This is a genomic window from Psychrobacter sp. KFRI-CH2-11 (assembly GCF_038239325.1).
GTDB classification, from domain to species: domain Bacteria; phylum Pseudomonadota; class Gammaproteobacteria; order Pseudomonadales; family Moraxellaceae; genus Psychrobacter; species Psychrobacter celer.
This window is the reverse complement of record NZ_CP151283.1, coordinates 2,271,627-2,296,522: the sequence shown is the minus strand read 5'-3', so window position 1 is coordinate 2,296,522 and position 24,896 is coordinate 2,271,627. Positions and strand designations below refer to the sequence as shown.

Genomic DNA, 24,896 nt, shown 5'->3' with positions numbered 1-24,896 from the left:
CCGAGACACTTGTCGGTTACCAATGTCGGTAGGCAAGTTTTATATCGCGCTAGGATTTTTTGCCGCAGGCAGGTACAATATCGGTATTCATCCTATATTGACCAAGCATAAGACAGGCATGCAAGTAGTTGCGGGCGCTGTCTTTACTTTTTTATCGTACCCTATATTGGAGTTCTTATGTCTACTGCCCAAGCGTCTGCCACCTTATTAGATGGTAAAGCCCTTGCCAAACAAATCGAACAGCAACTGAGTACGCGTGTAGACGCTATCAAAGCTAAGACGGGACGCACCCCAAGTCTAGCGACGATATTGGTCGGTGATGACCCTGCCTCTGCGACCTATGTACGTATGAAGGGCAATGCCTGTAAGCGTGTCGGCATGGACTCTATTCGGGTCGAGATGCCAAGTGCTACGACTACCAAAGAGCTGATGGCAAAGATTGATGAGCTCAATAACGACCCTGATGTCCATGGTATCTTGCTACAGCATCCCGTCCCTGCGCATATCGATGAGCGCGCATGCTTTGAGCAAATTGACTTGGCAAAAGACGTCGATGGCGTGACGTGTCTTGGCTTTGGTCGTATGGCGATGCAGCAGTCTGCGTATGGCTCTTGCACACCGCAGGGCATCATGCACTTATTGGCACATCATGATATCGAGTTATCAGGTAAAGAAGCCGTGGTCGTTGGCCGCAGTGCTATCTTGGGTAAGCCGATGGCGATGATGTTATTAAATGCCAACTGCACAGTGACGATGTGTCACTCAAAAACACAAGATTTGGCCGCTCATATCAAGCGTGCTGATATCGTGGTCGGCGCAGTGGGTGTGCCTGAGCTGATCAAAGCTGAGTGGATCAAACAAGGGGCTGTGGTGGTCGATGCAGGTTTTCATCCCACCGACAATGGCGGCGTTGGCGATATCGAGCTGACAGGCGTTGAGAGCATTGCTAGTGCTTATACACCTGTGCCAGGCGGCGTAGGCCCGATGACGATTAATACGCTCATTCGCCAGACGGTAGAAGCCGCTGAAAAATCAGCAGGCCTGAGCGGTGGTGATATTAGCGAATGAAGCCGCTAAGCGAGCAAGATACAAAACACTCAACCGAATCGCACACTCATAAAACAGACGATACACATTCGCTGGGGTCAATGATGGGCATACATGAGCGCTTGCAGTATATCGGCCGTGAGTTCGTCGATATTTGCCACTACATTATCTTGTTTTTGATCAGTGTGGTGGTGGTTTGGACCGCGGGTAAAGAGTTTTTGGTGATTTTTCAAAAGGGCTCAGCAGATCTAAAAGATATCTTACTGTTGTTTATTTATCTTGAGCTGCTAGCGATGATTGGTATTTACTTTAAGACCCATCGCCTGCCTGTGCAGTTTTTGATATTTATCGCCATTACTGCCTTGTCACGACATCTAGTGGTGGACGTACAGGCCGTCTCTGACAACTTTCATCTGTGGCTATTGGCGACGATTTCGTTTGCCATTATGGTGCTTAGCGCTTCGATCGTCATCTTGACTTGGACGGCCAAAATGTTTGGTCGCCCTGAGGACTATCTGGACGATCATCAAAGCATTAGCCCTGAGCATCATTTGCCAAGCTATAGTATTAAGCGCCGCGATGATTAAGTGATTTGTCGTTGATGGCGTGTTTAATCTACAGATTGGGTGTAGTGTTGATGATTGTGTATTGATGACAGACTATTGATACTTTTATAAAAAAGAGGGCGACTATGGCAGTGGCCCTCTTTTTTTTGCGTGTTATATATTTTGAAAAAAATCGATACGTTGGTCGCATGATATCGGTTTTTATAACCTACAGTCTAACCTCTATGGCAGACTAAATACCATTTAAAAAGGTCATTAACGTCTGCTGCTCGGTGGTAGAGAGTTGGCTAAAGCGTGTTTTTGCGCCTTGTGCTTCACCGCCATGCCACAGTATCGCATCTCTCAAGCTGCTGGCACGCCCATCATGTAAAAACCGAGCTTGAGGATCGCGGGCCACGATGCCGATACCCCATAATGGCGGCGTGCGCCACTCATAGCTCTCTGCGTTCTTTTCTTTTACGCCATCATCTAGCCCCGCGCCCATATCATGTAGCAGCAAGTCGGTATAAGGGTAGATGGTTTGCTGTGATAGAAGCGGGAAGCGCGCACTGTCGCCAGTTTTTTGTTTGGGTGTATGACAGCTGGCACAGCCCACTTGGGCAAACAGTTTGGCACCTGCATTAAAAGTCGGCAAGTCATTTATTCGCCGCTCAGGTACGGCAAGCGCTGTCATAAAGTCAGTCACCGCATCCAGACTGCTGTCTGAGACTTCAGGAGTGCCGCCGCTGGGTGCCGTCCAGCAAATCGGCTGATTGACCGTGCAGTTAGGTGCCATAAACACTGAGGTCGTCAAGCCCATATCTTGTGACATGGCATTGGCGTTTTGGGTGCGTAGGCTGACGTTGATGGCTTTCCAGCCAAAGCGTCCAACGCGCTGCTGCTGATCGTCATCGACCCAATGGACGCGGCCGCTGATACCGTCATTGTCGCTATCGTTAGGGTCGGCCGCTGCGATGATATCTGCTTCAGGGATAAGATCCAGCAAGCCCATACCGACCAGTTGCGGCGAGATGCGCCCGCTGATGGCAGTTTGTCCTAACGGCTGATTGGGGTCGGTGGGAGTGAAATCAAAGGTCACACCAGCAGGTTTGCCGTTTTGACTGGCTGTGGCGGTATAGTGCATACGACCTTCAGTGGCGATACTGGGGTCGATGCTTTGGTGCTGCATTTGCTCACCGTAGTAAGCGTGCGCCGCGCCTTGCTTATCCCCTAAGCGAAATAAAATCGCATCGGTGAGCTGACCGTTGGCGGCATAGACAGGCTTGCGGCCGTCTGCACTGTGGCACTGGGTACAGGCATTGGCATTAAACAGTGGCCCCACACCGTCGAACAGCGCGCGGCCCTCGCCAGCAGGTGTCCACTCTGTGATAAACAGCTCACGCCCAGGCGATACGCCGCCCAGTGCGCTGCTTGGCAGGTTTGGCATAATCTGCAAAAAAGGCTGTGCGACACTGGCGGCGATCGTCGCGTTGCCACCTGCTGGCTGCCAGTCGCTATCGACAGTGGGACGATCAGGCGTGGTCGGCGGACTTGGAAGGTTTGGTTGAGTGCTGCTTGCGTCATCCGAGCCGCCACAGGCGCTAAGCAGCGCTATCGTCACGCCAAGCGCCGTGCTTTTTATGACCGAAGAGGATAAAGACAGGGGGCGAGTGCTGCCTGCCGGTGTTGATAATAAAAACATGGTATGACCTAAAAGTATATTGACTATAGTTGGCTTGGTAGTGTCACTGGTATCGGGGTGTTGTACATCCACACATGAGCGGTGTTGGCATTGCCCAGCGAGCCTTCAAAGCTCCAGCCCCATGTGAATAACTGCTCGGCTTTTGCAGCATCCTCATTTACGGCATCATCGTCTTGGATTTGCGGTTTTTGATGAGCGATCAGGTGCATAGCGCCCATGGCCATATTGTCGATATCTTTTAGGCTAGGCAGTTTGTTGGTTGGCTCATCTAAATCATGGTAAATGGTCTTGCCAGCACCGTTTGTTTCGCCAAACATGCCCCATGCGTATAGGACACCATTGTTCGTTGCAGCGTTGTCACTTGCAGCGTTGGTGGCTGTGCTATTGGTCGCGACGTTGTCAATCAGCGCGTAGCTGGCATTGCCATTGGCATAGACACGGCGCACGTCTTTGTCAGTGAACCAAGGCAGTTTGGTTGGGGTAGTGATGATATCTGCCCATGCATTTTGGCTGCCTTGATAGGTTTCACCGTTATAGCCCAGTTGGCTTGCGGCATTTAACCCCCAGCCGTAGACGGCCTCTTTATTGGTCAAAGCCAAGATGTGATCTCTACCAGCGGCCAGTTGTGTGACTTTTTCTGCGCTTAGCGGGGCTTCTATGCTTAGTGGCGCAGTCTTATCTATCGCACTATTGCCTAGTACGTTGATACGTACGGGCGTAGCGTTTATGTTGGTGCAGTCATTAGCCAGCGTACAGGCGGCTCCCTTGCCAAGGTTGGCATAGGCATCGCTGCCCCAACCCCAGACTTGACCTTTATCATCTAACGCATAAGAGCTATTGGCGCTAGCGACCACCTGAACGATATGGCCAGCTTCTGCCATGGCCGAAAAATCTACCTCGACAGGGGTACTGCTATCGCGGCTGGTATTATCTCCAAGTTGACCTTGGCCATTGGCCCCAAAAGCCCAAACGCTACCGTCTTTGGTCAATACTAAATTGTGCTTATAGCCTGCAGCGACCATGACGGCGTCTTCGATACCGTCGATGGCGCTGATATCTAAACGGCAGTCTGCCGTTTTGCTGCAGTCATGACGACCACCATCACCGCGGCCGAGCTGTCCGTATTTGTCTTCGCCCCAGCTATATACCTGACCATTTTGTGCGATGGCAAGCGAATGGTTTTGATTAAAGCTGATGGACATCACATCTTTGGGTGCGCTGCGCATTAGCATTGGCGTGACTGGGTGGCCCATCACGTCAGTGAGTTTTGTGGTCAGCCCCAGCCCTGTTTGACCATAGTTATTGCGGCCCCAGCCATATAGCTGACCGTCACGTAGGGCGGCGGTATGCGAGCCACCGGCCGCGATGGTATCGCCTAGATAAAGGGTTTTGACCTTGCGCATGATGTTGCCGGCATTATCCGTGGCCTCTAGGACAATGCGGTTGCTACCGAGGCTCAATAAAATACGATCCTCAAAGTAACCTTCGGCATCTAGCGTTAGCGCTCGGGCTGGTTGTCCATTATGAGAGTAGGTGAGCGATTTGACGCCGCTGCTGTCTTGAACTTGCCCTGAGACAAAAACGGCTGCGACGGCGCTATAGCCATTGCTAAAGTTACTGTCGGTAGTGATAAGTGGCGGCGTCCCATCTATGATCGTGGTGTGATCAGAGTCATCGCCGCATGCTGTCAAAGTCAAGATAGCAGCAGTACAAGCGGCGATCGGGGTAAGACGGGATAAACGCATAAATAACCTCAATAGGTACAAAATAATAGATATAAAATGACAATACAGCCCCATACAAATGCTACGCGCGTAGTATTTGTCGTGCTGGCTGACAATGTAGCGAAATAATAATAACGGTAAGAGTGTGGCAATAATATCTAAGAATAATATTACAAATAATAATCATTATCAATCATTAATAAAAAACAGCACCTTGAGCGATGCTGTTTTTCATCTGCATGGTAGGCGTGAGCCAAATACCAAAGCCTAGCTTTATCGAGTTTTGTGTGGGGTGTTTTGTATTTTTTGGCTGAAAAAATGACGTTAGCTTACAGCCGTTATAACCATTATAGCCATTTGAGGCGTTTAAAGTTGTAATACAAATAGCCGCACAGTGAGCCGATGATCACCATGATGACCAGATACGAGTACTGCCAGTGCAGCTCAGGCATAAAGTCAAAGTTCATACCATAGATACCAGCGATGGCCGTTGGCACCGCTAAAATCCCTGCCCACGCGGCGAGCTTACGTACCACCTCGTTTTGCCCCATATTGACCATGGCCATATAGGTGTTCATCACCACGCTTAGCATCTCATTGAGGCCGTTGATGGCGTCTAACGAGTGCAGCAAGTGGTCATTGACGTCACGAAAGTAGGGCTTGGCCGCTTGCGAAAACCCAGAGACCAGCTCGCTTTTTTTGTGATTGATAAAAAAACTACAGATGTCTTGTACCGGTAAGATAATCGCCCGCATGTGTACCAGCTGTGACTTGAGCTCGTAGAGGTTTTTGAGCGTGCCTTTATCAAACTCATAGGTAAATACGTAACGCTCTTGCTCACGCAGATAACGCCCCAAACGATCGGTAATCGGCATATAGTTATCCACGATAAAATCGAGAATAGCGTGCAAGACAAATATCGGCCCCATTCTGAGCTTTTCTGGGCGGCGGTGGCAGTGCTCGCGGACAGGTGCGTAGGAGTTGGATGGACCATTGCGAATGGTGATTAAGTAGTTTTTGCCCATAAATATCGCAGTGGTACCGTAGCGAATGACGTTGTCCTCAAGCTTGGCGGTACGTAAGACCACAAATACCATGTCGTTGTCATAATTTTCGACTTTGGCGCGCTGATGGTCGGCAAAGGCATCCTCGATGGCAAGTTCGTGCAGACCAAAGGCTTCTTTGACTTTGACCATGGTTTGGAGGCTGGGGTCATATAAACCCAGCCAGATAAACTGGCCATTGTTACTCAGCGCCCGACTGACATCATTTAGCGCTACTTTATCAAGGTTTTCACCGGTCTTACGAGAGTAGGCGTAGCAATTGACGACCTCATCTTCACTGGATAGATCGATATCTTCATAGCGCTCAGAATCAGGGTCATAGACCGTCATGGTCTCGATGGTGTCTTCTCTGGTGGCATCGGCATCGCCGTAGATATAGCTATCATCATTATCGAGATACAAATGCTCATCATTCATATCCGCATAAAGACGGTTGATGTCGGAGTTAGGTTCAATACGTGCGGTTTTTTTGAGCAATTGATCGTTATTGTGGTCCATACCCCCTCCCGTGATAAAGTAAAAAATGTCTCACAAATAAAACGCTGTGCCGTCATTAAAGCGCGTGGCTTTTTAAAGTCTCAATATCGACCAAGCTAAGCAGGCTTTCGTGACAGGCTTCGAGCTTGATAGGCGGAGCGATATCAAAGTCCAAGGCCTCGACCCAGCGCAGCGCACAGATGCACCAGTAGTCGCCAGGTTTTAATCCAGCAAAACCATACTCAGGCAGGGGCGTGATCAAGTCGTTGCCGCGACTGGCAGAAAAATTCAAAAACTCGCTGGTCATCTTGGCACAGACGGTATGCTGGCCGACATCATGACTGCCAGTATGACAAAAGCCATTGCGATAATAGCCGGTAATCGGGTCAAAACAGCAGCTGGCAAGCGCCGTCCCTAAGACGTTGGTTTGGTTGATGGCTGGGTTTGGGTGGTAATCAGGTGACATAAGGCTTCCGAGATAAAAATATGTGTTAGTGTAACATGAGTCTGTCTGCATGGCGCTGTTCTTGCTGAGGCAATTCGCGCACGTTTTTGTCAAGTAATGCAAGCGCATAGCGGCTATTTCACGGACGCTATTTGTTCAATACGAGCAGATAGCCGTCGCCATATCTGCTGATGCTCATGATGCCATGGACGATAATTAGATAGTAATTGTGCCCAATTGTCACTAGGCGAACCTTGACTGCTATGCTAAACTAAAGCATAAAGTGCCTTGATTATTTATCTCTGTTTATTAGCGCATAAAGATACTCGTCTTATCATCCTAAATTATACTTATTACTCACCCTGTTGCGGTTACCTAGTTTGTTTATAAATAATTGGGTCAATGATGTTGTGTGTTAAAAACACAACGATACGATGTCAATGCCCTTATAAATACAACCTTTTAGTACCGCATCAGTACCGCGTTTTTTGGTAAGCGATACGCCAAACAAGGATTTATTGTGTCTGTCAGTTCTGATTCTGCAAAACCTGCCCAGTTAAATGCAACAAAAAACGCGGCCACTCAGCCTGCCGATAGCGTTGCTAAATCCAATAGCATGCCCTACCTAAACCACTTTGCCAGCGATGTGGCCAACAGTTGGCTGTTGCCTGATGGCGTGGTGGATGTGTTGTTTGAAGACGCGCATAAGCAAGAGGTGCTTAGGTACCAATTGACGCAGCAGCTGATCACTCATGGCTATCAGTTGGTCAACCCGCCGATGATTGAGTTTACTGAGTCACTGTTAAGTGATGCTTCAGAAGATTTGAAACGTCAGACGTTCAAGATCATCGATCAGCTGACGGGTCGTTTGATGGGCTTGCGTGCCGATATTACCCCACAGATTTTGCGTATTGATGCGCATCATGGCGGTACCGGTATTGCGCGTTACTGCTATGCAGGTGATGTGATTCACACCTTGCCGTCAGGACTGTTTGGCTCACGTACGCCCCTGCAGTTAGGCGCTGAGATATTTGGCTGCGCCGATTTGGCAGCCGATATCGAGCTGATTGATGTCTTGTTTGGGATGGTCAATACACTAGATATGAGCGCGGCACTGCATATTGACTTGGGTCATGTGGCGATATTTAAGCGTTTGGCTGAGATGGCTGCGCTATCTGACAGCGACGCTGAGCAATTGATGCATTTATATGCCAATAAAAACCTACCAGAGCTCAAACGCGTTTGCCAAGCATTGCCAATGGGCGATGACTTTTATGCCTTAGCGCGTTTTGGTCACGATATTGATAACTTGCTGACCAAGCTCTCTACTGCTGCGCAGCAAGATGAACAGATATCTACGGCTATCGATGAGCTACAGCGCCTAAAAACGCATCTAAAAGCGCAGTGGCAGTGTCCGGTGAGTGTCGATGTGACTGAGCTATCAGGCTATCACTATCATACTGGTATTGTCTTTAATGGCTATATCAATAGCGAGACTCAGCCGCTGGTACGCGGCGGGCGTTTTGATGGTATGCAAAGCGGTGGCCATCTGTCCGCCAGCCAGCCACGTGAAGCCACAGGCTTTAGTATGGATGTCAGCCGTTTGCTGGCGCACACGCAGCTTGAAGCGCCAAGTATCGTGCTGATCGATTATCAAGCCGCCACTCAAGCAAGCCCTGAGCAGCGACAAACCTTGCTCCAGCAGGCCACCAGCTTACGCGAGCAGGGCTACCGTGTCACCATGCCACTAAACGCGGACGATCGTCCCGATGGCGTGACACATCGTTTGGGTTTTGCTGACAATCAATGGCAACTACAAACCATCTCGCTTAACTAGATTCAGTTTGGCTGATTTATAAGTACATTTACAGTGGCTCGCCGCTTGAATAAAGATTTTAAGATAAAACATACTTGGTTTGGCGCGGCAATGATAAGCGCGCTGAGCGCAAGCATCAAACACCGCTAACATCACGTTAGTTTTGCAACCGTTATTGCACACACCTCAATACATAAAGGTAAGGATTGATCATGGGTAAGAATGTCGTAGTTTTGGGTAGCCAATGGGGCGATGAAGGTAAGGGTAAAATCGTTGATTTACTTACCGAAAAAGCCTCAGCCGTTGCTCGTTTTCAAGGCGGTCACAACGCTGGGCACACACTGGTTGTCGATGGCAAAACCACCGTCCTACATTTGATCCCATCTGGTATCTTGCGCGAAGGCGTCACCTGCTTCATCGGTAACGGTGTGGTACTAGCGCCAGACGCCCTACTAAAAGAGATAAAAGATCTAGAAGCCAACAACGTACCAGTACGCGAGCGTCTACGTATCTCGCCAAACTGCCCACTCATCATGCCATATCACGTGGCACTTGACCAAGCACGCGAAGCCAAACGCGGTACAGGCAAAATCGGTACCACAGGTCGCGGCATCGGCCCTGCGTATGAGGACAAAGTGGCGCGCCGTGCCATCAAGCTTGCTGACTTGTTCCGTGATGATTTAGAAGAAAAACTACGTAACCTAATCGAATATCATAACTTCCAACTGACACAGTATTATAAAGTCGATGCCATTGATTTTGATGAGACCTTTAAGCTGTGCCAAGAGTGGCGCGAAGAGATCAAAGGCATGGTTACTGATGTGACCGAAGACCTCAACCAATTGCGTCTCGCTGGCAAAAACCTAATGTTTGAAGGTGCACAAGGCACGCTACTTGATATCGACCACGGTACCTATCCGTTTGTCACCAGCTCAAGCGTTACAGCAGGCGGCGTATCGACTGGTACTGGTATCGGCCCATTATACCTAGACTATGTACTTGGTATCACCAAAGCCTACACCACGCGCGTTGGTAGTGGCCCATTCCCAACAGAATTGTTTGATGATGTGGGTGCCCACTTAGCCAAAGTCGGCCATGAGTTTGGTGCGACCACTGGCCGCGCGCGTCGCTGCGGCTGGTTTGATGCCGAGGCACTACGCCGTGCGGTGGTATTGAACTCTATGTCAGGTATCTGCTTGACCAAGCTTGACGTCTTAGATGGTCTTGACGAGCTGTTGATCGGTGTGGGTTACAACCTCCCTGAGACAGAATGTGCTGGCGCGCACGACGCAGAGTTTTATGAGTCTGTCACACCGAAGTACGAAACGATGGAAGGTTGGAGCGAGTCTACCGTTGGTATTACCAACTATGACGACCTACCAGAAAACGCCAAAAAATACATCAAACGTATCGAAGCATTGATTGGCTGCCCAGTAGATATCATCTCAACCGGCCCTGACCGCGAAGAGACCATCGTACTTCGTGACCCGTATGATGCTTAGAGCTTACTATAAGTCTTGGTGTTATAAGCACTAACTGGCTTGTAGTATTAATCAAGTAGTATTCATCAAATGGCATCAATTAAACGAACCCCAGTGCTGAGCATTGGGGTTCTTTTTGGTCAATGTGATGACCGTATTAACAATTAGTGGATCATAAATTTACTTTTATGCAAGGTGCGGTCATAAATTAACCCTATCATTTATAGCCTCAATCATTATAATAGGCAACAATCCTATGTTGACGCTCGTGTTTTGCTATCGATAAATCATGAGTTATCCGCTTCGTCGACATGGCGGCCAACGTTAAAACAAAGCATCTATCCCTTTACTTTTACCAAACTGACCCCCTATTAGGAGTTTTTTTATGGCTAACGAACGTACTTTATCTATCATCAAGCCTGATGCCGTCGCTGGCAACAATATCGGCGCTATTTATAGCCGTTTTGAAGAAGCGGGTTTAAAAATCGTTGCTGCAAAAATGTTGCATCTTGATGACAAAAAAGCAGGCGGTTTTTACGCTGAGCATGCCGAGCGTCCATTTTATAATGCTTTGGTCTCATTCATGACTTCAGGCCCTGTTGTCGTTTCTGTATTAGAAGGCGAAAACGCCATTGCTAAACACCGTGAAATCATGGGCGCAACCAACCCAGCCGATGCTGCCGAAGGCACTATCCGTGCTGACTTTGCTAGCAGCATCGACGAAAACGCGGTTCATGGTTCAGATTCAGCTGAGTCAGCAGCACGTGAAATCAGCTACTTCTTTAATGATGATGAAGTATGTGCACGTACGCGCTAAGAGCAGCCAGTTATTGATAGCAGCCGAGAGGTTGGTTATGAATAATTTGTGTCGCAAGACGGCTTATATCTGATGGGTATAAGCCGTTTTAGCTATTTTGGTTTGTCTGTTTTTTCGCCGTCTTTGTGTTATTGAAATTTTTTATTATTAGCCTCATTATTGTCTTTATCTAGCATTATCAATCCTTTATCAGTATAGTTGCTCATTTTTTGTGCTTGTCGCTATGGATGATTGGCATGAGTACAAGAGCCGCTGCGCTCATAATGGATTGCTAATGGCCATATTTGCCATAAGGCGTATGGAGAGCAACACTCATCGCTTATATCAACAATTGCCACGCTTAATTTAGCTGATGCAAAAAGGTTACCTATTATGTCCACTGTTCAATCTCCGATCCAGCATGTCCCTGCCACCTCCAAAGCCAACATCAAGCTGGTCGATGAAGCGCAGGCCAAGACCAATCTTTTGGGGATGACCCAAGCACAATTGGCTGACTATTTTAAAAGCCTTGGCGAAAAGCCATTTCGCGCGACGCAGGTGATGAAATGGATATATCAGCACGGGGTGACAGATTTTGAGCAGATGACCAATCTGAGCAAGTCACTACGCGATAAATTGTCGCTGAATGCCTGCGTGACTCCGCCTAAGGTTATTCATCGTCAGTACAGTGATGATGGTACGCGTAAATGGGTGTTTGAAGTGACGGGTGGCTCGCTGGTGGAGACGGTATTGATTCCGGCGGATGATAATAAATCAAATGGCCGCAAAACCTTGTGTATCTCTTCGCAAGTCGGCTGCGCGCTCGACTGTAGTTTTTGTAGTACCGGTAAGCAGGGTTTTGAGCGCGATCTGACGGCGGCTGAGATCATTGGGCAGCTGTGGGTGGCCAATGCTTCCTACATGAGCGATGACAATGACAGCTTAGAGGCTGTCGATCATAGCGCCTGGGAAAACCATGTCACCAACGTGGTGATGATGGGTATGGGTGAGCCTTTGTTAAACTACAAGCCTGTAATCGGCTCGATGGAGATTATGCTCAGCGACCATGCTTATGGCCTCTCAAAACGCCGTGTGACATTGTCGACCTCAGGCGTGGTACCCAAGATGTATCAGCTGGCACAAGATCTCGATGTGGCTTTGGCGATATCCTTGCACGCGCCCAATGATGAGCTGCGTGATGAGCTGGTGCCTATCAATAAAAAATACCCGTTAAGTGAGCTGATCGCCGCGGCAAAAAACTACGTGTACGATGTCAATCCACGCCACAAAAAACACGTCACCATTGAGTATGTCATGCTTGATGGCGTCAATGACAGCGATGAGCATGCGCGGCAGTTGGTGGCGTTGTTGGATGGCCTGCCAAGTAAGATTAATTTGATACCGTTTAATCCGTTTCCGCATGCACCATATGACAAATCAAGTAACAACCGCATCCATGCGTTTAGCAATATCTTAAGTGACGCTGGGTTTGTGTGTACCATTCGTCAAACGCGCGGCGACGATATCGATGCGGCTTGCGGCCAGCTGGTCGGGCAGGTCGCCGATCGTACTCGTCGTTCAGCGGCATGGCAGCAAAGCATCAAAGCGCGTGAAAACGCTGATTTGTGATTCATCATACAATTAATCACAACTAAATTGTACTTATGGGGGCTAAATCTATTAAACTGATGCTTCGATTATCGAACGCATTGAATCCAGTTTTATGATGGCGGCTATGATGACTTCTAAAAATTCTTGTCAAAATAAGTATCAAAGCGTGTGTTTTTTGACTGATAAACCATTGACGGACAACATGCAGCCAGTAGTGGCACAGGCGGCAGTGACGTCCAAACGGCTACTGCTCGGCATGGCGATGGTGGGGCTGTTTTTGACGGGGTGTCAAAGCACGCCAACCGATGATTTATTGGGGGATACCCCTTATCAGACGTCGACGCGGCCGAGCAATGATCGAAACTTGGATCAACAAGAAATTGCGCGCGTACGCACCTCGCTTGCGGCGCAATATATCCGCAAAAACGAGCTTGATACCGCCCAACGCCAACTCGAAAAAGCCTTCGCTGCCGATAGCCGTTACGCGCCAGCCTATGATATGATGGGCGTTTTGCTGCAGCAAGAGGGCAGCCGTATCAATCTGCAAAAAGCCGATCAGTACTTTAAAAAAGCCATTGCGCTTGATAAAGACTTTGAGCAAGCTCACAATAACTATGGCGTGTATTTGTCGCAGATGAAACGCTATAAAGAGGCGGCTGAGCAGTTTGAGATTGCAGGGGCAGCGCTTGGCTACGAAGGTCGTATCGGCGCGCTGGAAAACCTAGGCCGTACCTACCTACAGATGGGCGACCGTACTGCTGCGGCCAAAGCGTTTTTGCGCGCGCTGGATGGCAACCGCAATAGCATCATCGCCCATATCGAATTGGTAGATTTGTTGCTTGAGCAGCAGCGGGTGGCCCAAGCACAAAAACTTTATGATGAGACATTGATCTTGGTACAAGGGCAAGGTATCAGCCCGCGCTTGCTATTACAAGGCATCAAACTTGCGGCGGCTCAAAACAACATAACCACACGCCAGCAATTGGCACAGCAGCTTTTATCCGCTTATCCACTAAGTGATGAAGCAAAACAACTTAAGACTTGGCTTAACAATCCAGAGGCACCATGGAAATGACCACCCCATCATCAAACACTCAATCAAACACTCAGGGATCATTTGGTGCCATGTTGCAGCAAGCCCGCAAAACAAAGCAAGTCAGTCTAGAAGAGGCCGCCGCCGAGCTGTTTATTTTAAAGCGTCACCTAAAAGCCTTAGAAAACGAGAATTTTGCAGATTTGCCGCAAGCCGCGTTTGCTCGTGGTTTTGCTATCAACTATGCCAAGTTTTTGGGGTTGGACCCTGTAAAGATCGCCAGCAGCTTTGATGCCGCCTATCCCAATGAGCTAAAACCATATTCAGTCAACAACATTGATACACCGCTGCGCCCGATGGGCACCTTGCAGCGCGACACTCACAACCGTATTCGTTTCAATCCGTTACTGATTATCGCGGTCATTGGCGTTATTATCTTAGCGATTTTTTTATTCCGCATGGTCAGTAATGCCAGCAAAGAAAACACCCAAGCACCGACCAACGCTGTCGAAGACATCTCGGCACTCGAGCAGGCTCAAGGCGCTGCTATCGATAGCGAGACGGGTGTGGGTGCCGCAGGCTCTGCGCTTAACATAGGCGCGGCGAGCAGCACCGCGACGCTAGAGGTGATGTTAAGCGACGAGGCGGTGGTGGTGATTACTGATGCGTCAGGGAGCAATCTGATGAACGGCGCTCAAAGCACGGGTAGCTATAAGTTGTCTGGCATGCCGCCATTTAATGTACAGATCGATAATGTCGATAATGTCAGCTTAATGCTCAACCAAGAGGCGGTGGCATTAGAGGCGTACGCCACTGATAAGCAAGCCAGTTTTGAGCTTGCGCCATAAGTGGGCAAAAGCATAACGCCGCATTGTTAGGTATTATTGTCAGGGTTTGTTTTTATTTTTTTGCTTTAACCAAAGGGTTTGTCTATGTCAACGTCAGCGCCTATTAACCGTCGTCTTACCAAAAAAATATATGTCGGTGATGTCGCGATTGGGGGTGATGCACCGATTAGTGTGCAAAGCATGACCAACACCGAGACTTGTGATGTGGCTGCGACGGTCGCACAAATCGAGCGCTGCGTAGAAGCAGGCGCTGATCTGATGCGCGTCTCGACCCCGACGATGGATACGGTCAACGCCTTTGCCGAAATCCGTAAACAGGTCAGCGTGCCGCTCATCGCCGATGTGCATTTTGATCATAAGATTGCTTTGGCAGTGGCCGAAGCAGGTGCTGATTGTTTGCGTATCAACCCAGGTAATATCGGTAGTGATGCCAAAGTACGTGAAGTGGTTGCCTGCGCCAAGCATCACAATATCCCGATTCGTATCGGTGTCAACGCAGGCTCGCTAGAAAAAGACATCCAGCGAAAGTATAAAGAGCCGACGGGTGAGGCGATGCTAGAGTCAGCGATGCGCCATATCGATATTTTGGATCGTCTCAACTTTGATCAGTACAAAGTCTCAGTCAAAGCCAGTAATGTGTTTTTGACATTAGAGGCGTATCGTCTGCTCTCAGCCCAAATTGACAACCCGTTGCATCTAGGCGTGACCGAAGCTGGTGTCTATCGCACCGGCGCGGTCAAATCTGCCATTGCATTAGGAGGGCTGCTCCTAGACGGCATCGGCGATACCATTCGTATCTCTCTAGCGGCAGAGCCTGAAGAAGAAATCAAAATCGGCTTTGATATTTTAAAATCGCTAAATATCCGCTCAAACGGTGTCAATTTTATTGCTTGTCCTAGCTGCTCGCGCCAAGAGTTTGATGTGATCAAAGTGATGACAACGCTAGAGTCGCGCCTCGAGGATATTCGTGAGCCGATGGATCTGTCAGTGATTGGCTGTAAAGTAAATGGCCCAGGAGAGGCCAAAGAAGCCGATATCGGTGTCGTCGGTGCTGCGCCAAAGTCATTGGTCTACCGTATGGGCGAAAAAAGCCATTTGATCAATACCGAAAACCTAGTCGATGAGATTGAAAGTATGGTGCGCGCCCATGCTGAAGACTTGGCAAAAAAGCGCGAAAATGAGATTATTCGCGTTAAATAAATATCAGTAGCGCTAACGGATACCAGTAGCGTTGTTGCTGTTTTTAGGTTAACTATATAAAAAAGAACTTGTGATAAATTTAAGGATATGACCGTACCATGATCAAAGCTATCAAAGGGTTTAATGATATTTTGCCTACCCAATCGGCAAAATGGCTACAATTAGAAGCGATATTGGCGGATGTGCTGGGTAGGTACGGTTATGAGCATATTCGCCTGCCTATCGTCGAGCAGACTGACTTGTTTGCCCGTGCTATTGGCGGGGCCACCGACATTGTCGAAAAAGAGATGTATAGCTTTGCCGATAAATCTGAGCCGCCCACTCCTTTGACCTTGCGCCCAGAGGGCACTGCAGGCGCGGTAAGGGCTGTAATCGAGCACAATCTACTGCGCGGTGATACGCCTAAATTATGGTACATCGGCCCCATGTTTCGCTATGAGCGCCCGCAAAAAGGCCGCTATCGTCAGTTTCATCAATTAGGGGTCGAAAGCTTCGGTAGTGCGCTGCCCGATGCCGATGCTGAGCTGATCGCGATGACGCATCTGATGTGGCAAGCGCTGGGTCTCAAAGACGAGATGCGCTTGCAACTAAACAGCTTGGGTGAAATCGACGAGCGCCATGCTTATCGTGAGGCTCTAGTCGCTTATCTAACCGATAAACAAGATCAGCTTGACGAAGACAGCAAGCGCCGTCTGACGACCAACCCGCTACGTATCTTAGACAGTAAAGAGGCGAGTACGCAGGCGTTATTGGCAGAAGCGCCAAAGCTGGCTGAGTTTTTGGGTACGGAGAGCATGGCGCACTTTGAGCAAGTGCAGGCATACTTGACCGCGCTTGGTATCGATTTTGAGATCAATCCGCATCTGGTACGCGGTCTGGATTATTACAATAAGACCGTCTTTGAATGGGTGACAGACAAGCTAGGTAGCCAAGCCACCGTCTGTGCAGGTGGCCGTTATGATGGTTTGATTGGCCAGCTAAAGTCTGTTGGTACCGACGGCAGTAAACCTGCCAAATCTGAGCCTGCCGTTGGATTTGCCATGGGGCTTGAGCGTTTATTATTGTTACTAGAGGCGGTCGCGCCGATGGCAGACGTGTCGGCCTGCGATGTCTTTGTGGTCGCTCATCCAGAAGTCTATAGCGCAGGTATCAAGTATGCCCAAAACCTACGTTATGAGCGTCCAGATATCCGAGTCAAGATGGCAAGTGCCACCAGTCTAAAAGCGCAAATGAAAAAGGCGGATAAATCAGGGGCCGCGCTCACGGTGATTATTGCTCAGCAAGAGCTCGATGACAATCTGGTGAGTATCAAAGACATGCAGACAGGCGAGCAGCGGAGTGTCTCGCAAGACTGGCTATCGAATGCAGACAATTTTTCGCGCCAGTGATGAATGGGTCGATTGATTAGTCGATCAATTAATAGATTAATCAGGTGATATCGGCTTTCGCCTCAGCATTTTTATAACACTTTTATTAGGTAACCCTTTATGGCTTTGACACCCAATTCGCCAAATCCAGACAATTCCATGGACGCGTTAAAGCAGTATGGCAGCTATATCGTCACTGCAATTTTGTTGGCGTTGGCCGCTTATTTTGGTTGGACATACTGGCAAAATAACCATGCGCGCGTCGATACAGTCGCAGCAGATCACTACGCGGATATCCAACGGCTCAATGAAGAAATCAGTCTGGCGGCGCAAAACCCAGATTTGGAAGCTGAGGCGCAAGAAGCGCTGGCACAAAGCCGTACACAACTGGACAAAGATATCGACGCATTGGTTGCCGCCCATGGTGAGTCAGTCTATGCGTGGCAAGCACTGATGATAAAAGCCCGCCATCAAGTGGATAGTGATGACTTTACCGCCGCGGAAAATACCCTGAAGCAAGCATTGGCGATTGACTTGGGCGACGCTGGCCTAAGCGCCATTACCCGTCTACGTTATGCCAACACGCTACTGGCAGCAGGCGATGCTGAGGGCGCACTGGCAGAAGCCAAACAAGACATGCCAAGCTCATTTGAAGCCAGTCAGCAAGAGTTGCTAGGCGATATCTATCTGGCACAAAACGATAAAGATTTGGCCATCAACGCTTACAATAATGCGTGGGAGCTGTTACGTGAGCGTCAAGAAATGCGTGCAGTATTGGCATTGAAGATGGAGAGCTTGGGGGTAATGCCTGAGCCTATCGAGGCGCAAGCCAGTCTGATCCAAGAGCCTGCTGTACCAGCGCCTGCGATAGCTGAGCCGCCACCAGCGGTAGAGAGCGCATCGGCCGAAGTTACACAGTAGTGGTATTGTATTAGGCGCTACTAACGAATAATAGCGCTGATGTCTTATCAGCACCCTAGGCAGTACCAACAGAATTCTATATGCTAGATTGGCGGCCAGTGGGCTGATCGTGAGAGCAGAGTTGATAAGTGGCTGTTATCTATTTAAAAAATTTTATAACAGTCACCAAGATAACTAAAACCAAGCAACACTGTGAGCAGATCATTGATGGATGAGCCACAGACTAACCGCCCAATCTACTAATCCATAATAATTTTTGTAGTGAGAACCTATGATGACTCAATCCATTCGCTCGAGCAACATGTCAACCGCCAATATTATCAAAAAGACAGTCATGCATGTGGCCGTACTGGCAGTAATGAGCACTGCAGTGATTGGGTGTAATCGCGGTATCAAGCCTGTCGTCAATGATCCTGTCGATTTGGTACAAATTGCAGAGCCGGTCACTGTGCTACAGCCTGTCTTTAGCGCAGACGTTGGCAATAAAAAAGCCAGCAAAAAAGATCCTTTGGCGCTGCAAGTTGGCTATGCCAATGGTCAAATGGTCGCAGCCTCACGCGGTGGCGACTTGATAGGGTTTGATAATGCAGGTGAGCGTCTGTGGTCAGTCAATGTCGGAGATCAAATCACCGGCGGCGTGACAGTAGATGCCTTAAGCCAAACGGCAATCATTAGCACACGTGGCGGCCAGGTGATGGCGTTTGATAGTACAACGGGTGCCAAACGCTGGCAGCAGCAGCTATCAGGGTCGGTATTGACACCGGCTTTGGTCAGTAATAATCGCGTTATTTTGTCAGCGAATGATGGATTTTTGCACGGCTTATCTCTACAAACCGGCCAGTCCGTATGGCAGTTTGCCACTCAAGTGCCTGCCATCAGTGTACGTGGTAGCGCCGCACCAACCCTACTAGACAGCAAGACCGCGCTGCTGGCGACCGCGGATGGCCGACTGCATGCGGTGACGGTTGATAGTGGTCTGCCGCAGTGGTCGAGACGCGTCGGTGTCGGTACGGGCAGTAGCGAAGTTGAGCGTATGAGCGATGTCGATGGCACACCTATCGTTGATCAAAACCAGCTGTTTGCAATCAGCTATAGTGGTCAGTTATTGGGTATTGATTTGGCCTCGCGTCAGGTTTTATTTGTCAATGAGCTTGCCAGTCTCAAATCCCTTGCTGTCAATAATCAGCAAGTCATCGCCACCAGCCTAGATGGTAAAGTGGTTGCGTATGATCGCAGCAATGGCGAGATGCTCTGGGAGAGCGATGAGCTGGCGTATCGTCACTTGACCAACCCTGTGATGATTGGTAACTATATCGCGGTTGGTGATTTAGAAGGAGTGGTGCATTTGTTCAACCCTGCTAATGGTCAAATCATCAGCCGTGTACAGACCAAGGGGGCGTTGACCAACTTGCAAGTACAAGGAAGTCGTTTGCTAACACAGAGCACCTCAGGTCAAGTGGCTATCTGGCAGCTGATGCGTTAAGTATCATAGGCTGTGCCGCGCGGCAGCTGATGAGTCGTGATATTGTTATCAGCCAGCCATTAGACTTGCGGTTTGACATCACGATCACTACTATTATCACTCACGCTGCTAGGTCAGCGTTTTGTGCTTGGTTGTAAACTGCTTGTTTAAACGCAGGCTTTCGCGTACTCTATGCGACCGATATGCGGTAGGTTTACCATATAGACGACATCATTTGATAGATCCGATAAAATGATGTCTGAGAGATATAATCATCACTGTAGGCTTGCTTACTATAGAGTCGATGTTATAGGGTTGATGAGTGTATCTGCTGTCGTTTTATCATTTATATTAATTTGCGGTCACGTACAACAATATTTGCGACTATGATTTTAGTCGCTGTACGGTCTGCCATTGTGCCTTTCACTGAGAGTAACCCATGAGTATCAAGCCTGTGGTCGCCTTAATTGGTCGTCCAAACGTCGGTAAATCCACCTTATTTAACCAGTTTACAAAAAGTCGGCAGGCATTGGTTGCTGATATGTCGGGGCTGACGCGTGACCGTCAGTACGGTGATGCTACCTACGAAAACAAATCGTTTATCGTTGTCGATACGGGCGGTATCGGTGAGGCAGATGATGGCAGTGGCAATATCGATGACTATATGTCTGAGCAATCGCACACAGCGATTCATGAGGCAGATATCATCGTGTTTGTGGTAGATGCGCGGTCTGGAATGATTGGTGCTGATGCTGAGATTGGTAAGTTTTTGCATACATTGGGCAAGCCTGTCTATGTGGTCGCCAACAAAGTCGATGGCGTCCATGATGCCGCGCCTGCGGAGTTTTATGCGCTTGGTTTGGGCGAGCCGTATCCGATGGCCGCCAGCCACGGCCGCGGTGTTGGCAACTTGCTAGAAGTGCTGACCGCTGACATGCCTGAGCAAGAAAACGTCGTCGAACCAAATGGCTTAAAACTTGCCATTATCGGTCGTCCAAACGTCGGCAAATCCACCTTGGTCAACCGTTTGCTTGGCGAAGATAGGGTGGTGGTATTTGATATGCCAGGCACCACGCGCGACAGTATTTATATTCCTTATAAACGGGATGGTAAGGACTATGTCCTTATCGACACCGCAGGCGTGCGCCGCCGCGGCAAAATCGACGAAAAAGTAGAGAAATTCTCTGTTATCAAGACCCTACAAGCCATCGAAGACTCCAATGTGACGGTGATTGTCATCGATGCGCAAGAAGGCATCGTCGATCAAGACTTGCATATGATAGGCTATGCGCTCGATGCAGGTCGGGCGCTGGTGGTCGCGATAAACAAATGGGATGGCCTCAGCCAAGATCAAAAAGACTATATCAAGCTTGAGATGGATCGCCGCTTTAGCTTTATTCCTTTTGTGAAAGTGCACCTGATCTCAGCGCTACATGGTACCGGTGTGGGCAACTTATACCCGTCGATCTTGCGCGCTTATCAGTCATCTATGTTTGAGGTATCGACCAATCGCTTGACGCAGATATTGCAAGACGCTGTGACGGCCAACCCACCACCGACCGTCGCAGGTCGCCGTATCAAGTTGCGTTATGCGCATATCGGTGGTCACAACCCACCGGTCATCGTCATTCACGGTAACCAAACCAGTGCGCTACCGAAGAGCTATCAGCGTTACCTTGAAAACCAATTTCGTCAAGTCTTTAAGCTTGAAGGCACACCGCTGAATGTCATCTTTCGACAAAATGACAACCCCTATGCCAATAAAAGCGACACACCGACGAAAGCAAAAGCGCAGCAGTTACGCCAACGTGAGCGCAATCGGGCAAAAAAATTCACCACCAAAGACAAAAAACCTCGCTAACTTGCCAGTGGCGAGGGTACGAACCAGTCGCTTTATGATGTCGCCTGTATCGTTGTTATGACAAGGCGACATAGTGCTGCGCCGCTGTTTTTATTCTCACCTCGTTGTGTATAGTCAATCCAATATAAAATTGGCACCTCTGATGCCAGTAGGACGGTACCTGCCCAAAAATATCTGCATGTTTGTCTTATCACTTCTGCAAAATACCTGTAGTATGAATAAAAAGTTGTCTTGGCTTCGTTGAGTGATATGAACAGCCCTCGTTCTCGCACCATTCCTATGCTTATCTGGCGCTCTGTCGTACAGGCCATTACGCTGGCTGTGTTGGCAGGGTTTATATTGTCTTTTGTCTATGGTCTGACTTATCATTACAAAGAAACGCATCGGCATATAGATCAGCTTGCCGCGGTATTGACCGCCAGTGCCTCGACAGCAGAAGGGGCAGATATCGTAGCGGAGCAAGTTGCCTTTTTATTAGAAAATGAGCCAAGTATTCAGAGTATTTTATTTTACTCAACCCCTCAGCCTATCAGTGATACCAATCAATCTAGAGGCGACTGGAAAAATGCCCTGTTTGCCGATACGGTCAGCTTTAATTACCCAGTCGTCAGTAATGACTTGCAACCAGACAGTCTCACTATTGCCGCTACATTCTCTGATGCTGATGGTTTACCGCGCCAGTCATCAGGCGTAGCGGCGCCCTCAAGCACCACAAAAAATGCCAATAGTACGCTGGTCGGTTATATTAATATCACCTTAGATGTCGATAAACTGCGCGCAAGCTGGTTTCAAAGCAATGCTTTATTGTGGCTGGTTACGATTTTGCTGGCTGTGGTCTGGGCGCTGTATGTCTTACGTAAGCTCAACTGGCCGGTTAGGGATGTGGACGCGCTCACTGAAGTATGCGACATCATCATTAGGACGCCTGAGCTTGAAAAACTGCCTGTCATCGCCCAGCATTTTAATTTTCAGGAGCTGGCACAAATCAAGCAAGCTTTGATTGTACTGTTTAAACGCTTGCAAGACATCAAACAAGACTATGAAGCGGTGGCGATCTTTGAGCAGCAGCTACACAGCAAAGATGTATCGCTCGATGTGCAGCTGCATAATTTTCAGAGCATGATAACCCACGAGCTAAAAACCTCATTAAATGCCATTGTCGGCGGCTTACAACTGCTAGATTATGAAACCTTGAGCCGAGAGCAAAAAGACGCGGTCGATATCATCAGTAGTGGCAGTGACAAGCTGGTGTCTTCGCTTGAGCATATCATTCAGTTGAATCAGATACAAAAAGGTCAGATGACCATTCATCTTAGTGAGTTTAACCCACTACAGCTGATCGCTGATCTGTTGGCAGAGTTTGAGCCTGTCGCTAAACGTAAGGGCTTAGAGCTGATTAGCCAAGTGCATCATATAGATTATGGCCTACAAGGTGATGTAAAAAAGATACAGCAAATACTCTCGATTTTGCTAAGTAATGCCATTAAGTTTACCTCAGCGGGGCAGGTTACCATTACCTCGCAGCTCACGCATTTTGATAAAAGCAATCGCTGGCAGATTAGTGTCAAAGACACGGGCATCGGCATCGATAACAATCACATCGACGATATTTTTAATCCGTTTTTTCAGGTGGATTCGTCACAAACTCGGCAATACGAAGGCTCAGGGATAGGCTTGCCCGTCGTCAAACAAATGGCCCAGCTGATGGGAGCGAGCATCGATGTCGATAGTGCGCTGGGCGTCGGTACAGAGTTTGTCTTGACCATTCCACTACCCAACCAGCAGCAAGTTCATCAGCAGCAAGTGCTGGCAGGGCTGAGTATTATTTACTATTATTATCACGAAGCGGGGTTTTTGGTGGAGGAGCTTGAGCGGTTAGGCGCGCAGGTGATCTGCCATCAGCATGAGCAGCTGGCGCTAGATGAGATATGCCACAAAAAAATCGACATAGTGATGTTTGCAGAAGACATGTATCCTGCGAGGGCTGAGGCATTGGCCACCCGTATTCGTCAGATAGAAAACGCTGATATCACCCATCGGGCGCTATTGATATACTGGTATCCAAAACACCACGTGCGCAGCTTAGAGAGCTTTGAGCATGGGTTAAAAGCCGCTGGTGTCGACTATTGCCACATGGTGACGTATAGTGATAAAGGATTGAGCGATTTGATAAAACGCTGGCTCGTTTGGACATGATATGGTGGGATTAACTGCAGATATGGCGAGATGAGTGTGATACCACAAGCCTTGATTTTATGAAAAAAAAGACGCCCACCTATCGGAGCGTCTTTTTTTGTATATAATTTATGCCAAATACTTAAAAAAAGCTTTGTACCCAGCGAACCACACGCTGCCAAGTGCGGCTCAAAAATCCTGATTGTTCGATATCACTGGTGGCAATAATAGGCACGGATGCCACTGCCTTGCCGTCGATGACCGCCATCATTTTACCGATCTCTTGTCCTTTTTTGATAGGGGCTTCTAAGCTTTCGGGAATATCGACCACGGTGGTTATTTTGTTTTTTTGCGTCTTACTGGTCAGTATTTGCAAGTTATCACCTGTGACCAGTTCAATTTCGTCAATTTCGCCAAACCAGACTGGTACCTTACTGACAAACTGCCCAGCAGGTGCTTTGGTGACGGTGGTAAAATGCCCAAAACCCCAGTTGAGCAGCTCGCGCGACTGGTCGGCACGGGCTTGCGGGCTTTCGGTGCCCATGATCACAGAAATCAGACGCATGTCATCACGTTTGCTCGAGGCGGCCAAGCAGTAGCCTGCAGCGTCTGTATGCCCTGTTTTTAGACCGTCGACCGTGGGGTCAGTCGCTAGTAGGGCGTTGCGGTTGCCTTGTGTGATGCCATTGTAGGTAAACTCTTTTTCGGCATACAAGCCATAGTAGTCGCCGCTGTTTTTGATGATGGCGCGCGATAGCTTGGCCAAGTCCAGCGCTGAAGCTCTATGGCCTTCGTCAGGCATACCTGTCGAGTTAACAAAATGGGTGTTTTCCATGCCCAGTTTTTCTGCTTGCTCATTCATCAAGATGGCAAACGAGGCTTCGCTACCAGCGATATGCTCTGCCATAGCTTTTGAGGCGTCATTACCTGATTGAATAATAATACCGCGTAGCATGTCGATAACGCTCGCAGATTTATTTACCGGTACATACATACAAGACTGACTGCTACTGCCGCGGCACCACGCATTTGGGCTCATCAGCACTTGATCGTCTTCTTTTAGGTCGCCTGAGGCGAGGCGCTGCTCGATGATGTAGCTGGTCATCATTTTTGTTAAAGATGCTGGCGGTAGCGCTTCATTGGCGTTTTTTTGTGCCAAGATTTCACCAGTGTTGTAGTCCATTAATACATAGGCGGTATTGTCCATCTCGGGTGGCTGAATGGCGGCATTTGCCATCATCGCACTCATAGAAACACTTACACCAACGACCAGCTGTACCAGCTGATTTTTTACACGCTTTACTGTCATATATCGTTACAC

19 protein-coding genes are annotated in these 24,896 nt (G+C 48.7%); 14 read left to right on the top strand and 5 right to left on the bottom strand.

Translation table 11 applies throughout. The features are described from left to right. The first annotated feature begins 177 nt into the window (after positions 1-177). Together folD and AADH33_RS09440 are read left to right on the top strand one after the other, a co-directional pair. Positions 178-1,068, top strand: coding sequence for a bifunctional methylenetetrahydrofolate dehydrogenase/methenyltetrahydrofolate cyclohydrolase FolD (gene folD / locus AADH33_RS09445; RefSeq protein WP_348548749.1), 891 nt, complete (start codon positions 178-180; stop codon positions 1,066-1,068). Beyond that, positions 1,065-1,634 carry a phosphate-starvation-inducible protein PsiE gene (locus tag AADH33_RS09440; protein ID WP_241900640.1) on the top strand — a complete coding sequence of 190 codons (570 nt, stop codon included), beginning with the start codon at positions 1,065-1,067 and terminating at the stop codon, positions 1,632-1,634. The genes folD and AADH33_RS09440 overlap by 4 nt, the downstream gene beginning before the upstream one ends. Positions 1,635-1,845: 211 nt before the next feature. On the opposite strand, the gene AADH33_RS09435 is transcribed toward AADH33_RS09440, so the two are convergent. The 4 genes from AADH33_RS09435 to AADH33_RS09420 form a co-directional block, all read right to left on the bottom strand. After that, positions 1,846-3,294 carry a di-heme oxidoredictase family protein gene (locus AADH33_RS09435; protein ID WP_348548748.1) on the bottom strand — a complete coding sequence of 483 codons (1,449 nt, stop codon included), beginning with the start codon at positions 3,292-3,294 and terminating at the stop codon, positions 1,846-1,848. Between the two features lie 23 nt (positions 3,295-3,317). Continuing rightward, positions 3,318-5,039 (bottom strand): chromosome condensation regulator RCC1, encoded by a 1,722-nt coding sequence (locus AADH33_RS09430; protein WP_348548747.1) that lies wholly within the window; start codon positions 5,037-5,039, stop codon positions 3,318-3,320. Positions 5,040-5,365: 326 nt separating this feature from the next. Next, positions 5,366-6,580: a magnesium/cobalt transporter CorA gene (gene corA / locus AADH33_RS09425; RefSeq protein ID WP_075101502.1), complete on the bottom strand. Its 1,215-nt coding sequence runs from the start codon at positions 6,578-6,580 to the stop codon at positions 5,366-5,368. A 55-nt stretch (positions 6,581-6,635) separates the two neighbouring features. Further along, positions 6,636-7,025 (bottom strand): DUF2237 family protein, encoded by a 390-nt coding sequence (locus AADH33_RS09420; RefSeq protein ID WP_100749125.1) that lies wholly within the window; start codon positions 7,023-7,025, stop codon positions 6,636-6,638. A 499-nt stretch (positions 7,026-7,524) separates the two neighbouring features. Here AADH33_RS09420 and AADH33_RS09415 point away from each other — a divergent pair, with 499 nt between their 5' ends. The 12 genes from AADH33_RS09415 to AADH33_RS09360 all read left to right on the top strand — a co-directional run bounded on the left by AADH33_RS09415 (position 7,525) and on the right by AADH33_RS09360 (position 23,596). Beyond that, positions 7,525-8,841 (top strand): ATP phosphoribosyltransferase regulatory subunit, encoded by a 1,317-nt coding sequence (locus AADH33_RS09415; RefSeq protein ID WP_348548746.1) that lies wholly within the window; start codon positions 7,525-7,527, stop codon positions 8,839-8,841. A 191-nt stretch (positions 8,842-9,032) separates the two neighbouring features. Beyond that, positions 9,033-10,322 carry an adenylosuccinate synthase gene (locus tag AADH33_RS09410; RefSeq protein ID WP_348548745.1) on the top strand — a complete coding sequence of 430 codons (1,290 nt, stop codon included), beginning with the start codon at positions 9,033-9,035 and terminating at the stop codon, positions 10,320-10,322. Between the two features lie 364 nt (positions 10,323-10,686). Further along, complete coding sequence (gene ndk, locus AADH33_RS09405; RefSeq protein WP_100749128.1) at positions 10,687-11,118, top strand: nucleoside-diphosphate kinase; 432 nt, start codon at positions 10,687-10,689, stop codon at positions 11,116-11,118. A gap of 372 nt (positions 11,119-11,490) precedes the next feature. Further along, positions 11,491-12,726 carry a 23S rRNA (adenine(2503)-C(2))-methyltransferase RlmN gene (gene rlmN / locus AADH33_RS09400; RefSeq protein WP_348548744.1) on the top strand — a complete coding sequence of 412 codons (1,236 nt, stop codon included), beginning with the start codon at positions 11,491-11,493 and terminating at the stop codon, positions 12,724-12,726. A 148-nt stretch (positions 12,727-12,874) separates the two neighbouring features. Next, positions 12,875-13,783 (top strand): type IV pilus biogenesis/stability protein PilW, encoded by a 909-nt coding sequence (gene pilW, locus AADH33_RS09395; RefSeq protein WP_348549975.1) that lies wholly within the window; start codon positions 12,875-12,877, stop codon positions 13,781-13,783. Further along, positions 13,774-14,589 carry a helix-turn-helix domain-containing protein gene (locus AADH33_RS09390; protein WP_348548743.1) on the top strand — a complete coding sequence of 272 codons (816 nt, stop codon included), beginning with the start codon at positions 13,774-13,776 and terminating at the stop codon, positions 14,587-14,589. The genes pilW and AADH33_RS09390 overlap by 10 nt, the downstream gene beginning before the upstream one ends. An 84-nt stretch (positions 14,590-14,673) precedes the next feature. Beyond that, a complete protein-coding gene (gene ispG, locus AADH33_RS09385) occupies positions 14,674-15,789 on the top strand; it encodes a flavodoxin-dependent (E)-4-hydroxy-3-methylbut-2-enyl-diphosphate synthase (RefSeq protein ID WP_348548742.1) in 1,116 nt (371 codons plus the stop codon). Positions 15,790-15,887: 98 nt separating this feature from the next. Next, on the top strand, positions 15,888-17,177 hold the full coding sequence (gene hisS / locus AADH33_RS09380; RefSeq protein WP_100749132.1) for a histidine--tRNA ligase: 1,290 nt from the start codon (positions 15,888-15,890) through the stop codon (positions 17,175-17,177). A gap of 99 nt (positions 17,178-17,276) precedes the next feature. Continuing rightward, the gene (locus AADH33_RS09375) at positions 17,277-18,077 is read left to right on the top strand and encodes a YfgM family protein (RefSeq protein ID WP_348548741.1); all 801 of its coding nucleotides are present in this window, start codon (positions 17,277-17,279) and stop codon (positions 18,075-18,077) included. A 271-nt stretch (positions 18,078-18,348) separates the two neighbouring features. Then, positions 18,349-19,560 carry an outer membrane protein assembly factor BamB gene (gene bamB / locus AADH33_RS09370; RefSeq protein ID WP_348548740.1) on the top strand — a complete coding sequence of 404 codons (1,212 nt, stop codon included), beginning with the start codon at positions 18,349-18,351 and terminating at the stop codon, positions 19,558-19,560. Positions 19,561-19,978: 418 nt separating this feature from the next. Further along, the gene (gene der / locus AADH33_RS09365; protein WP_075101512.1) at positions 19,979-21,400 is read left to right on the top strand and encodes a ribosome biogenesis GTPase Der; all 1,422 of its coding nucleotides are present in this window, start codon (positions 19,979-19,981) and stop codon (positions 21,398-21,400) included. A gap of 249 nt (positions 21,401-21,649) precedes the next feature. Beyond that, on the top strand, positions 21,650-23,596 hold the full coding sequence (locus tag AADH33_RS09360; protein ID WP_348548739.1) for a sensor histidine kinase: 1,947 nt from the start codon (positions 21,650-21,652) through the stop codon (positions 23,594-23,596). Between the two features lie 121 nt (positions 23,597-23,717). On the opposite strand, the gene AADH33_RS09355 is transcribed toward AADH33_RS09360, so the two are convergent. Then, positions 23,718-24,884: a D-alanyl-D-alanine carboxypeptidase family protein gene (locus AADH33_RS09355; RefSeq protein WP_348548738.1), complete on the bottom strand. Its 1,167-nt coding sequence runs from the start codon at positions 24,882-24,884 to the stop codon at positions 23,718-23,720. Between the last annotated feature and the right edge of the window lie 12 nt (positions 24,885-24,896).